The 13,503-nt window shown below is 26.9% G+C and carries 13 protein-coding genes and 1 other RNA gene; all 14 read right to left on the reverse strand.

Annotation, left to right across the window (positions count from 1 at the left end; genetic code table 4):
• Positions 1-25: 25 nt before the first annotated feature.
• Positions 26-1,906 (reverse strand): tRNA uridine-5-carboxymethylaminomethyl(34) synthesis enzyme MnmG, encoded by a 1,881-nt coding sequence (mnmG, locus tag MFL_RS03555; RefSeq protein WP_011183567.1) that lies wholly within the window; start codon positions 1,904-1,906, stop codon positions 26-28.
• A 133-nt stretch (positions 1,907-2,039) separates the two neighbouring features.
• Positions 2,040-3,992: an ATP-dependent zinc metalloprotease FtsH gene (ftsH, locus tag MFL_RS03560; RefSeq protein WP_011183568.1), complete on the reverse strand. Its 1,953-nt coding sequence runs from the start codon at positions 3,990-3,992 to the stop codon at positions 2,040-2,042.
• A gap of 62 nt (positions 3,993-4,054) precedes the next feature.
• The gene (gene tilS / locus MFL_RS03565; protein WP_011183569.1) at positions 4,055-5,251 is read right to left on the reverse strand and encodes a tRNA lysidine(34) synthetase TilS; all 1,197 of its coding nucleotides are present in this window, start codon (positions 5,249-5,251) and stop codon (positions 4,055-4,057) included.
• 3 nt (positions 5,252-5,254) lie between these two features.
• A complete protein-coding gene (locus tag MFL_RS03570; protein WP_011183570.1) occupies positions 5,255-5,977 on the reverse strand; it encodes a tRNA1(Val) (adenine(37)-N6)-methyltransferase in 723 nt (240 codons plus the stop codon).
• Complete coding sequence (locus MFL_RS03575) at positions 5,977-6,720, reverse strand: DNA polymerase III subunit delta' (RefSeq protein WP_011183571.1); 744 nt, start codon at positions 6,718-6,720, stop codon at positions 5,977-5,979. The genes MFL_RS03570 and MFL_RS03575 overlap by 1 nt, the downstream gene beginning before the upstream one ends.
• Positions 6,699-7,334, reverse strand: a complete 636-nt coding sequence (tmk, locus tag MFL_RS03580) for a dTMP kinase (protein WP_011183572.1) — start codon at positions 7,332-7,334, stop codon at positions 6,699-6,701. The genes MFL_RS03575 and tmk overlap by 22 nt, the downstream gene beginning before the upstream one ends.
• 1 nt (position 7,335) lies before the next feature.
• Complete coding sequence (gene recR / locus MFL_RS03585; protein ID WP_011183573.1) at positions 7,336-7,926, reverse strand: recombination mediator RecR; 591 nt, start codon at positions 7,924-7,926, stop codon at positions 7,336-7,338.
• A 2-nt stretch (positions 7,927-7,928) separates the two neighbouring features.
• Positions 7,929-9,824, reverse strand: coding sequence for a DNA polymerase III subunit gamma/tau (gene dnaX, locus MFL_RS03590; RefSeq protein WP_011183574.1), 1,896 nt, complete (start codon positions 9,822-9,824; stop codon positions 7,929-7,931).
• A 173-nt stretch (positions 9,825-9,997) separates the two neighbouring features.
• Entirely contained in the window at positions 9,998-10,426 is a 429-nt protein-coding gene (locus tag MFL_RS03595) for a nucleoside deaminase (protein ID WP_011183575.1), read from the reverse strand.
• A 9-nt stretch (positions 10,427-10,435) separates the two neighbouring features.
• Positions 10,436-10,531: signal recognition particle sRNA small type (gene ffs, locus MFL_RS03600), an RNA gene on the reverse strand.
• A gap of 28 nt (positions 10,532-10,559) precedes the next feature.
• A complete protein-coding gene (locus MFL_RS03605; protein WP_011183576.1) occupies positions 10,560-11,360 on the reverse strand; it encodes a Cof-type HAD-IIB family hydrolase in 801 nt (266 codons plus the stop codon).
• Between the two features lie 99 nt (positions 11,361-11,459).
• Positions 11,460-12,683, reverse strand: a complete 1,224-nt coding sequence (gene yidC, locus MFL_RS03610; protein ID WP_407635195.1) for a membrane protein insertase YidC — start codon at positions 12,681-12,683, stop codon at positions 11,460-11,462.
• Between the two features lie 40 nt (positions 12,684-12,723).
• Positions 12,724-13,056, reverse strand: a complete 333-nt coding sequence (gene rnpA, locus MFL_RS03615) for a ribonuclease P protein component (RefSeq protein WP_011183578.1) — start codon at positions 13,054-13,056, stop codon at positions 12,724-12,726.
• A gap of 12 nt (positions 13,057-13,068) precedes the next feature.
• The gene (gene rpmH, locus MFL_RS03620; RefSeq protein ID WP_011183579.1) at positions 13,069-13,203 is read right to left on the reverse strand and encodes a 50S ribosomal protein L34; all 135 of its coding nucleotides are present in this window, start codon (positions 13,201-13,203) and stop codon (positions 13,069-13,071) included.
• Between the last annotated feature and the right edge of the window lie 300 nt (positions 13,204-13,503).

Consider the following 13,503-nt stretch of genomic DNA (forward strand, 5'->3'; position numbering starts at 1 on the left):
TATTTTGCTGAGTGAACTTTTAGTGTTACTTTTGCTCCGTTGCATAGTTATTTTTAAGATAAAACAGCAACATTTGTATGTCTGCAGGGTTAACTCCAGTAATTCTAGAAGCTTGTCCTATGTTTAATGGTTTAACTTTTTTTAACTTTTGTCTAGCTTCTGTTGCTAAATTTTCAACCTTATCATAATCAATATCTGAAGGTATTTTTTTCTTTTCAAGCTTAACAAGTCTTTCAACAGTTTTTCTTTCTGTTTTTACATAACCGGCAAATCTAGTTTCTATTACAATAGACTGAAGTTGATTATTTTTTAGGTTTTGTAAAGAACTAATGTACGGAATCATAACCTCTATATCAACAGTTGGTATTTTTAAAATTTCAATACCACTATATCCATGACTTAAGTCTGCTTGACCTAATTCTTTTAATTTTATTGCTAGTTCAGACTTAGGAGTAAATCTGATTTCTTCAAGCTCTTTTATTGCGTTATTAATTTCTTCTGTGTATTTCAAGTATTCATTATATTCTGCTTGTTTAATTAGGCCTATCTCATATCCTTTTTCTTTTAGCCTATGTTCAGCGTTATCATTTCTTAACAATAATCTGTGTTCTGCCCTACTTGTTAAAAGTCTATAAGGTTCCCATACGCCTTTGTTAATTAAATCATCTATCATGACACCTATATATGCTTCATCTCTTCTTAAAATCAAAGGATCTAATCCATCAATTTTTCTAGATGCGTTAATACCAGCAATTAATCCTTGGCCAGCTGCCTCTTCATAACCACTAGTTCCATTTATTTGACCTGCTGTAAATAAATTATTAATATTCTTAATTTCTAATGAGGGATTCAATTGCATAGGATTTACACAATCGTACTCAATGGCATATGCCCAAGTTTTTACTTCAGCTTTTTCAAAACCTGGCAATGATCTTATCATTAACAATTGAACATCTGTTGGCATTGAAGTTGAAAATCCCTGAATATATCAAGCATCACCAGAAATTGATTCTGGCTCAATAAAAATTTGATGAGTTTCTTTTGATGAAAATCTTACAATTTTATCTTCAAAACTTGGACAGTATCTAGGACCTATAGATTCTACTTTACCTGAATACATTGCTGATTTTGTCAAATTATCTTCGATTATTTTTTTTGTTTCAGAACTTGAATGAATTAAGTAGCAAAGTTCTTGCTTTTCAATTGGTGTGTATTCATTTGTAGAAAAACTGAAAGCTAATTTTGCGTCAGTCCCTGGTTCTTTAATAGCTTTAGAAAGATCAACAGAGTTTTTGTATATTCTTGGAGGAGTTCCTGTTTTAAATCTAAAAAGTTCAACTCCAGATTTTTTTAAAGATTCACTTATTCCATTAGATGTCGGTTCTTCGTTTGGGCCTGAAGAAAATTTTTCATGTCCAGTTAAGATCTCTGATTTTAAATATGTTCCCGTTGTTAAAACAACACATTTTGATTTTAAAATTTCTCCATCTTTTAATAAAACACCCGTTACTGTATTATTTTCAATAATAAGATCTGTTGCAATAGACTCTATTAATTGTAAATTTATTTGTTCTTCAACAATTTTTTGCATATATTTTGAATATTCTTCTTTATCTGATTGGACTCTTAGTGCTCAAACACCAGGCCCTCTAGAAGAATTGAGTAGTTTTGTTTGTAAAGCTGTTTTATCAGCAGCTTTTGCCATTTCGCCACCTAATGCGTCAATTTCTCTTACAACTATACCTTTTGCAGGTCCACCAACACTTGGGTTGCAAGGCATTGCGGCAATTCTATCTTTATAAAGATTAATTAATGCTGTTTTTTTGTTTAATCTTGCAGATGCCAAGGCAGCTTCAACACCTGCATGACCACCACCAATAACAATAACATCAAAATGTTTATTCATAGCAATTCTCCTTTTCTAATTTTATGTCTATTTAATTTTAGTCTTTTTTAATTTATAAGCAATTATAAATAAATTACTTAAAGTAAAAAATACCTTAACAGGTATTTTAATTTTTATAAAAACCAACTTTAATCTAATCAATATCTAAATCTTCTACTTTAATGTCGATGATTTCACCTTTTTTTATTTTTTCATCTTCTTTTGCCATTCTGTTTTTTTGTTCTAAAACTTCTTCTGGCAATTTTTTATTAACATTAATGTATTCAATTTGTTCAGCAGTAATAGTTTCTAAAACCCTTAGTGATTCTGCCAATAATTCTAAAGTTTCCATATTTTCTTTAATTATTTTTAAAGCAATTTTGTATGACTCTTCAAGAATTTTTGAAATTTCAGCATCAATTCTAGCTGCTGTTTCATCAGAATAAGTACCTTCCATTTTACCGTATGACTCTTCAGCCATAGTTAAGAATTTTGTCATACCTAAACTTGACATACCAAATTGAACAACCATTCTTCTAGCTATATTTGTAGCTTTATCTAAGTCATCATGAGCCCCTGTTGTAACGTTTTCTTTACCAAACATTATTTCTTCAGCGGCTCTTCCACCTAAATAACCTGCAATAGTTGCGAATAAATCTTTTTTAGATGAGAATACTGTTTCATCTTTTGGAGTCATGATTGTGTAACCACCAGCATTTCCACGAGGTATAATTGTTACTTTTTGAACTTTTGATGCACTATCAAGTTTTAAACCAATTAAAGCATGTCCAGATTCATGATATGAAACAATATCTTTATCTTGTTTAGTCATTGCTCTTGATTTTTTAGCTGGCCCACCAACTACACGATCAATAGCTTCATCAATTTCAGTAATTGTAATAATGTCACGTTTTTCTCTAACCATTAATATAGCAGCTTCGTTTAAAACGTTTTCTAATTGAGCACCTGAGAAACCTGGTGTTCTTTCAGCAACTCTATATCAATCAACAGAACCATCAATTTTTTTACCTTTAGCATGTAATTCTAAAATAGCTTTACGTTCTTTAATATCAGGTAAAGATACTTGGATAACTCTATCAAAACGACCTGGTCTTAACAAAGCAGGGTCTAAAACGTCAGCACGGTTTGTAGCTGCCATAACAATAATTCCTGAGTTAGTTCCGAATCCATCCATTTCAACCAATAATTGGTTTAATGTTTGTTCGTTTCCACCTGAACCCATTCCATTATTTCTTTTTCTACCTACTGCATCAATTTCATCAATAAATATAATTGCTGGTGCTGATTTTTTAGCATCGTTGAACATTTCACGCACACGACTTGCACCAACCCCAACAAACATTTCTTCAAATTCTGATCCAGCGATAGAGAAGAATGAAACTCCAGCTTCTCCAGCTACTGCTTTAGCAAGTAATGTTTTACCAGTCCCTGGTGGACCTTCCATTAGAACACCTTTTGGCGCTCTTGCTCCAGCTTCTGCATATTTTGCAGGGAATTTTAAATAATCTACTAATTCTACTAATTCTGATTTTTCTTCTTCGATTCCAGCTACGTTGGCAAATTTAACATCTGATTTTTCAGCACGAGCTCTATTTTTACCCATACCAAATATATTACCTGCTCCAGCACCAGCACCAGAAGAACTTTTCATCATGAATCAAATAATTCCACCAAATAATAATACATAAATTAATAATGGTGCTAATGAAACTAATAATGCCATTCCTACAGATCCTTGGTAAACAAGCGCTGGTCATGGGTAAGGTTTATCAGCCATTATAGTCTCAAACCTTTTTTGTGTCAAATATGCCACAAAATTTACATATTTTCCTGTACTTTCTAAAAAATAACTACCCTTTACAACAACCGTATTGTTTGAACCATAATAAATAATTACATTTTTTCAATATTTATCAGCGTTCGGATCTATTTGTGGTGATTTTGACATTCAATCTGCGAAAGTCGCGTCACTTATAACCTGAGTTGTTCCTTTAACAGTAACGGCAATAATAATAATTGTAACTATAATAGCTAATAAGATTATTAACCAAAACCATAAAGTTGACTTACTTTTTTTAGTCTTCATTTTATTCCTCCATCTCAAGATTTTTATTCTATTTTAATAATACCATTATTTGTATTATTACTCTACTTAATGGTATTTAAGATTTTCTTTGTTTTAGTACTGTAAACTACAGCTTTTAACATTCTATTTTTATATCTTATTTTTTTATCAATTAAATATCTATTTGTTTTTTTACCAAACGTATAAGTATTTAATTTATAAGTTAAAAAATCATTTGTTATTACGTAGGGATAATTTTCCTTATTTCTTTTGATTGCGTTTAATAAATCTAATCAATTTATAAATTCTTCTGACAAGTATAAATCTTCTTTTGACTTGATTAAAATTGTTTTAGGTTGTATAGCTTTTGTTTCAATAATAAATAAGTTTTCATAATCTTTTATTATTGAGTATTCACCTATATTTATTTCTCAAAAAACTTTTTCTGAAACTTTAATATTTTTAGCAATTTCAAAAATAGTTTTGTTTCTTCTATTCTGGATAACAAAATCTTTTTTAATTACTTCTAATCATTTATAAATTGTTCTTTGAATAAACTCTAGATCTTGGTCTTGTAAATTTTTATTTATTTTTAATTCATCAGCTGACATATTATTATTTACATATCAATTAACTTCTAAATTTATTATTTCTAATTTTTTATTTAATTTTTTTATTGTCTCTTCAAAATCATTAAAAGTGGATTCAGATAGATTTGCTCTTATTTTATTTCTTTTATATTTTTTATCTTCATTAGTTGAATCAATGACAAATGCTATATTTTCTTCTTTTAATGATTTAAGAATTTCAGATTTTAAAATATTTAGCATCGGTCTAACAATTGTTATTTCTTTATAAGTAGAAGTCTTATTTAAACCATAATGTTTAACATATCCTTTTCTATCTTGTTGTAATAAAAATGTTTCAACTAAATCATTTCTATTGTGTGCTATAAGTACATTTTGAATATTATATTTCTTTGATATTTCAACAAAAAAATCATATCTGATATTTCTTGCTCAACTTTCAAAATTTTCTTTTAGTTTTGAGTAATCTTGATTAATTATAAGTTTTTCAAGTTTTAAATTATTTTTTAAACAGAAATCTTCAACTAGTTTTTGATCTTTTCATGAGTCTTCTCTGAAATTATAATTAACATGACAAACAACAATTTCTTTAATATTCATTTTAATTAATTCGTTTAACATAAACATACTATCAGGCCCACCTGACACAGCAACTAGATATGAAAGTGTTGTATTTAATTTAAATCTTTCCATGCCTTAATCCTTAAAATACCTTAGTAATTCATTTGTATAAGATTCATCATCTTTATGAGAAATAAGCGGTTTAAGTATTTGCATACCTTCATTGCCTTCTAATATAGCATCAATTAAAACAGTTTTGGCTTCATCGTTTGCTTTTGAGTGAACAAATTGCATTCTTTTTGGTGCAAATTTATATTTGTACATTAAATTGATTATTTCACCAATTCTTTCAGGTCTATGAACTAAAGTGAATGATCCACCATTTTTTAAAATTAAACCTGCGTTTTTAATTATTTCTTCCAAAGTAATTAAAGTTTCATGTCTGGCATTTACAACTTCTTCACTAATTTTTTTAACTTTTGATTCTTCATGTTTTTTAAAAAAAGGAGGATTGCATATTACTGCATCAAATTTATTTGCCATTTCTTTTGCATAAGTCTTAATGTCAGAATTAACAATTTCAACTTGCTCTGTTAACTTGTTTAACTCAATGTTTTCAATAGCCAACTCAGCAGCTTTTGTTTGAATCTCTACTCCTACAATTTTTGCATTTGTATATTTAGAAACTATTAACGGAATTACTGCATTATTTGTGCCAAAGTCTACTATTTTTTTAATACTACTTTTTAAATTTATAAATCTTGCAATCAATACACTATCTAATGTGAAGTTAAACATTTCCGAGTCTTGATAAATTTTTCTATCTTCATAACCTAAAAGGTCATTTAAAATTTTCATTACACTACCTCACTTATATGTATTAAGAAAACATCTATTGCTAAATTTGTTTGAAATGTAAATTTTAAATCATTAATTAATTGCAAAGTTGCTTCTGCTAAATTTAAATATTTTTTTATTATTGTTCTATTGTATGCAACTTCTAGCATAGCAATTAATTCAGACTTATCAATCTTTTTCAATTCAGCGTTTGCAAGCAAAATTGAGTTTTTATCTTTTTCTAAAAGTTCTTCAATAATATTTTTAGGTGATTCATCTTGATTTTCATTTTCTAAAACAATTAATTTACATCTTGATTTTATGGTTGGTAAAACTTGACTTTTATTTTTAGTTAATAAAATAGCAATTGTATTTTCAGGGGGTTCTTCAATAAATTTTAATAAAGAGTTTGCAGATTCATTTTTTAAATTTTCTGCATTAGATAAAACATATACTTTAAACTTATTAACTTCATTAGTCGTCAAAGAAAACTTTTGCATAAGTTCAACGACGTCATTTTTGTTTATTGCAAGACTTCCATCTCCTAATACTACAAAATTTGACAAACTTTTATTTTCAAATCTTTTGCAGTTATCACAAGAATCTTTTTCAATACCTAAGTTTTCACAAAAAATTGTTCTAGATAAATTGTTTGCAAAATCATTTAAAGTTTCTTGATTATCGTTTGAAATTAATATAGAGCTAAACATCTTTTTATTTTTTAATTGCTCAACAAATTTTTCTAACGCTTCTCTTTTTTTCATAATTCAATCTTTTCTAAGATAACTTTTTTAGTTTCTTCAAAAACTTCTTCAGGTGATTTTGAAGCATCAATGACAGTTATTCTATTTGGTTCTTTAACCACTAATTCTTCGAAAGCTAATTTTACTGCTTCTTTAAACTTTCTTCCTTCTTCATCTAATCTATTCTTTTCTTCAGGTCTTGCAGAAAGTCTTTTTTCAGCATCCTCAAAACTTAATTCAAAATATAAAGTTAGATCAGGAAGAAAACCTTCAAGAATATTTTTTTGTAACTCATTTAAGTAATCAACCCCAAGCCCTCTAGCTCCACCTTGATATGCGGTTGTTGAATCCATAAATCTGTCAGATATAACTATATATCCTTTTTTAAGATAAGGTTTGATAACTTTTTCAAGATGTTCTTTTCTTGCAGCAATAAAAAGCAACGCCTCTGTTCAAGGTTCCATTCCTACACCATCTTTATTTAAAATTAGTTCTCTAATTTTTTCAGATAGCGGTAGTCCACCAGGTTCTCTAGTCATAACTACTTTATAATTCAAATCTTCTAAATATTGTTTTACTCTTTGTAGTGCAGTTGTTTTTCCACTACCATCCATTCCTTCAATTGTTATGAACATATTAAACCTCGTATTTCTTTCTATTTTTAAATGCGCTTTCAAGTGTTGTTTCATCCATATAATCAAGGCTACCACCCATTGGTATACCTTTTGCTATTCTCGTAATGTTTATATTCATGTTTTTAGTTAATTGATAAATATAATTTGTTGTTAGCTCTCCTTCAAAAGTTGCGTTTAATGCTAATATCAATTCAGTGTTTTTTTCAATTCTAGATAATAAGCTTTCAAAATTTATTTCTGAAGGTGATCTTTTTTTGTTTAGATTTATTTCTGATCCAAGTACATGATAAAGACCTTTATATTTATTAATTTTTTCAATATTATTAACATCAAGTTGACTTGCAACAACACAAATAACATTTTGGTTTCTAGTTTCATCTGAGCAAATCAAACATTCGTTTTTAATTTGATAGTAATTGCAAATAGGGCAAATAGAAAAATTGTCTTTTATAAAATTTAATTGTTTAGAAAAATTGTCTAAAGCAAATTTATCTATAATCAAATTATTTACCAATCTCTCACTTGTCTTTTTAGTAAGTCCATTGTTTTTATTTATATTATTTATAATTTCTTCAAACAATTCATTATTCATATCTAATCCTCTATTTCTAATTCATCTATATTAAATAATCTTGATGCTGCCTCAATTGTTTTATCATCAAAATGACTTAGCACCATAGATTGCTTTTTCTTGTCAAAATATGAATCATAATTTATTTCTTCATAACTTGGCAATTGATTATTTTCTTTAAGTCTCTTAAATGATATTTTAACTTCATTTCAAAGAGTTTCATCAATTGGTAAAAATAAAGCTTTTCCAAATTCTTTTTGAATAGACTCTCTATATTCTTCATTTTGTAAAAATACTAATAGGTTATTTACATTTTCAAAATCATCAGCTCTTAAAAGGATTTCATTTTGAGATGCAGCTATAACTTTAAAGTTGAAAAAATTAATATATTTTTTTGCTAAATCAGGATTTAATAAATTATCTTGTTCATCCACTTTAAAGAAGCTATTTATTTTATTTTCAATATCCTCTCTTTTATTTTTATTGGCTCCAACTAATAAGTTTATAACTTCATTAATTTCGACTTTATAAGTTTTCTTTTCTTCGTTATCAACTAAATTTTTATTTAACTGTATTTTTAAATTTGTTAATGTTTTTAATTCATAATCATCATCTATTGAAACGCTTTCTTCTTTTATTTCAATATCTTTTACTTGTGTAATTTTTTCTTCAAATGTTTTTATTGGTTGTTCTATAACTTCTTCTTTTATTTCTTCAACTTTTTCAATTAAAATTTGTTTTTCTGGTTCTTGTATATGAACTGGTTCAGCAATGACTTCTTTTACAATTATGTTTTCTTGAATTGTTAAAACACTTTCTTCAATTTTTATTTTATGTTCAGTTGGTTCTTTTAAAGTTTTTAATAAGCTAATTAATAAATAATTAAAATTAATATTTGTACCTTTTGTTTTTGCATATGCTTCACTTAAATTATCAGCCACTTCAAATAATGACTTTACATTTACTTGAGCAAATTCATTTAAATCAGATTTGTCTAATATATTTAAAACATTTTCGTCATTTGTAAATTTGAACTCAATTATTTCTTTTACTATTTCTATTAAGCTTAAAGTGAAAACATCAAAATCCATTCCTTGATTATTAGCTTTTTCAAAATAATTTATTATTGTTGCTGGATCATTATTTAAGATATTAGTTAATATTTTCATTTTTTCATTTTTTGTTGCAACATAGAAAACTGATTTTAAATCTTCAACTGTTATGTGATCTGAAGTTACAGTCATTAATTGTTCAATTACGTTTGATGCATCTCTTAGTGATCCTTCTGAAATAATTGCTATTTCTTCAAGTACAGCTTTATCAATTTTATATCCTTCATTTTCACAAATGAAACTTAATCTATTCATCAATGATATTCTGTCTATTTTTTTAAAATTAAATATCTGACATCTTGAAAGTATTGTTGCTGGTATTTTTGCATATTCAGTTGTTGCTAAAATAAATATTGCATGAACAGGAGGTTCTTCAAGTGTTTTAAGTAATGCATTAAAAGCCGCTTTTGTTAACATATGAACTTCATCTATTATGTAAATTTTGTATTTACCTATAAATGGTAATGAATTAATATTATTTTTTATTTCTCTAATTTCATCAACACCATTATTAGATGCAGCGTCCATTTCTATAATGTCAGGATTTCTTTGTTCATTTGAAGCTATACAACTTTCACAAACTTCACAAGCAAGTCCATCTTTAATATTTAAACAGTTAACACTTTTGGCTAAAATTCTTGCTATTGATGTTTTTCCAGTTCCTCTTTGACCAGCAAAAAGAAATGAGTGACTTATTTTATTATTTTTTAATTCGTTCTTTAATATTTCAACAACATTTTGGTGCCCTGCTATATCACCAAAATTACTTGGTCTATATTTTCTATATAAAGCTTTATTTTGTTCCATGAATCCTCCAACTAATAAATTATATTTATTATTAATTTTAACATTTTTGAGTGTTGTTATAAACCTCTTGTGTGTAATTAATATATAAATCAATACTAATTTTAATAACGATTAAAAACCAAAATAATATTGCTATTTTAAAATAAAAAAAGCCCTATGGGCATTACTTTATCCTATCTTTTCTTTTGAAAAAAATCTGAAATTATTTTTTGGTATTTTGATTGAAGTTCTTCATGATCAAGTTTACGTATATTTATTTTAATTTGATCTATGTTCACATCGTTTCTAAAGCTCAACTTTACATTTTCTGTTAAATATATTATTTCTTTTATCTTTGCCTGTTTTATTGCACCATAACACATCAAACAAGGTTCTAAAGTTGTAAACAGTGTATATTCAGAAAGGTTACCTTTTTTTATTTTTTTAAAGGCCTTGTTCATAACATTTATTTCAGCATGACCTGTTATTTTTTTTATTTTATAACTATTATTTTTTGACTTAAAAACTATTTTATTGTCTTTTATTAAACAAGAAAAAACAGGTATGTCTTTTGATTTATTTTTAACTTTTATTTTATTTATGTACGTATTTAAATTCTTCATATTTTAATTATAAACAAAAAAACCGTGATACAAGACACATTCCCTTATAGCTGCTACCTTCCGGTCCTGACTCATTCGGGCGTAATCTTTATCACGGCAATATTATTATACATTTAAAATTGCTTTTTTAAAACTAATCCAATTTAATATCACTCAAACTATCAATAATAAATTTGGCTTTATCTCTTATATTTTTATTATGTTCTTGCATCACTATGTAAGAATTATCATAAAACTCTTTAAACATTGATAAATCATTATTATCATCACCAGCAACAATTATATCATCATTACATATATTGAAAACTTTCGCCATTTCTTTTATCGCATTACCTTTTGAAACGTTTGCATGATGTATCTCATTAAAAGTTATTTCTTTTAAATTATTAGAAACATAACTAAACTTTAAATTTTTATTTTCAAGTGTTTGCATAAGTTTTGTTCATACAGATGGTGTACAACTCATTTTAAAACATATTATTTGCTTACCATCTATGTAATCAAAAGATCTATTCTGTGGTTTCATACCCATAAAAGTTATTTCCATCTCCTCTTTTCAAAAGTCATGATAAAAGAAATCTTCTTCACCTTTAAATGAATAAACAAGACTAAATATTTCGCTTCGATTATTTTTAACAAATTCGATTATTTCTTTTGATAAATTTTCATCTAAATATTGAGAAAAGATTTCTTTTCCTTGATTGTCATATATAGCTGCCCCTGCATTAGTTAAATAATAATCAGGTAAAAAATCAGAATAGGTTTCTTTAATATGTTTATCTATGTGCTCAAAAGGTCTACCTGTTGATATTATTATTTTATTTCCTTTTTGTTGTAAATTCTTAACAAAATTCATATCTTTTTCAGATATTATATTTTTTTCATTTCTACTATTTCTTAAAGTTCCATCAAAGTCTGTAAATAACCATTTCATTATAAAAATCTCCATATTTATTTCTACAAAAATTATACATTTAATGTCTCATTTAAAATAAATTTTTAATAAAAAAATAACAGTTTCCTGTTATTTAAATTATTTACTTAGTTTTTTTAATCTTCTTTCTTCTTGTCGTTTTCTACGTTGAACTTCTTGCACAGAACGATTTGCTTTGTGTTGATTTCAGAAGAAGAAACCTAAAGTTTGAATTATTTGGAAAGTTGATGAGAATATTCAGTAAATTGCAACCCCTGAGGCAACTGACGCAACAACAAAGATAAATACAAAGGCAAATACACCTTGCATAATAAATTGTTTTTTACGTGATTTTCTTTGTGCTTCAGTTAATGTTATAGATTTTTGTTTAATTGATTGTAAAACAAGTGGTAATAACATTGAGATGATTTGCAATGGTAAATAAACAGCAAGTAGTGATAGATAGATTACTTCACCATTTAACATTTGAGATCATGGTTTTTCAATTAATGCAATCATACCTACGTTAGCAATTTTTAATGATTTTGTTGATCTAACAATTGCATAAATAGCGAATAGGAATGGCATTGATGCGAAAGCCCCTGCCATTGATGAAAATGGTGAGAAGCCTTCTTTCTTTTGAAGAGCTTGCATCTCTGCTGACATTTTTTGTCTTGCTTGAGGTGATTTATCACCTTTATATTTAGCTTGAATGTCAGCTTGTTTTAATTGGAAAGCTTGTTGTTTGTGTTGATTTACTTGAGATTTTCAAGTAAATGCCAACGAAATAGATTTAATAATAATAACTGTAAACAAGATAGCAAATATAACTGATACACCATAACTTGTATTACCTAGTTCTGGATTCAATGTTCCGGACATACCTTTTATTAATGAGTTAAGTAATAAGGCTGTTGGATAAACGAAAAATCCATAGAAAGGTGAACCTGTTTTTGAGAATGCTTCTGATCATGAACTAATAACATTATAAGCATATTGTTGTCCATTTAAACCAGTTACAATCACTGCTCAGTTTTGAGAAGGTCTTTCACCCAATGCGGAAATAACTATTTCAAATGAAACCCCTGGCATATATACTCTTCTACCAGTCATATCTGTTACTTCTTGAATTAAATATGGATCTTGATACATTTGTACACAACCTCAAATCATTGAGATTATGATGAATAAAAATCCTAAAATTTTAAATCATTTTCAAATTAACTTTAATATTCTTTTTCTATCATTACTGTCTGACATTTTTTGTCAAAAAGTTTTTTTTGATTTTGTGGTGCTATTTGAGTTCATGTATGACATAACCCCATTTTTCTTTGGGTTAGACATAAATAATTGATTTTCATTATACAAAATTAGCACCTCCTTGCTATTTTAAAAATCTAACAACTAATTTGTTTAATTCTTTTTGATTTTGATCAAATGAATTTTGCATCATTCTGTTTCTTGCAATAATTACAATATCGTATGAGAATTCAGGCAATATCTTTATTTGATCTTGAATCATCATTCTAATTTGTCTTTTAATTTTATTTCTAGTAACTGCGTTGCCTAATTTTTTACCAACACTTATACCGTATCTAAAATATCCTTTATCGTTTTTAGAATAATAAATTACAAATGCAGAATTTCTATGAAATTCTTGCTTACTTATTATTTCTTGAAATTCAAAATTCTTTTTTATAATTTTTTTATTTTTCATTTCACAAAAAAATTAAGCAGTTAATTTAGCTCTACCTTTTGCTCTACGAGCTTTGATAACTTTTCTTCCATTTTTAGTAGCCATTCTAGCTCTAAAACCGTGAACACGAGCGTGTTTAATTTTTGATGGTTGTCAAGTTCTTTTCATTGTATTCAAACCCCCTTTTAAAGTTGATAATTCTTGTTAATTATAATATAAGTGCTGGAAAAAGTATAGTTTTTTATTGTTATTTTTAAGAAAATTTATCCATTGTGTTTTTATATGAACTTTTTCAACATTTTTTATAACCTTTTGTGGAAAAGTGGAAAAAAGATATATAAATACTAAACTATTGCTTTTTAGTGTTATTCATTATGTTTATTTCTTTTTAAAATATTTTTTTATCCACACATTGTGGAAAACTTTTATTATTATGTGTTTTAATTTATTTTATGAAGGGGAATTAAT

Origin of the sequence: Mesoplasma florum L1 (genome assembly GCF_000008305.1) — a bacterium.
In the GTDB taxonomy this organism is placed as follows: domain Bacteria; phylum Bacillota_I; class Bacilli_A; order Mycoplasmatales; family Mycoplasmataceae; genus Mesoplasma; species Mesoplasma florum.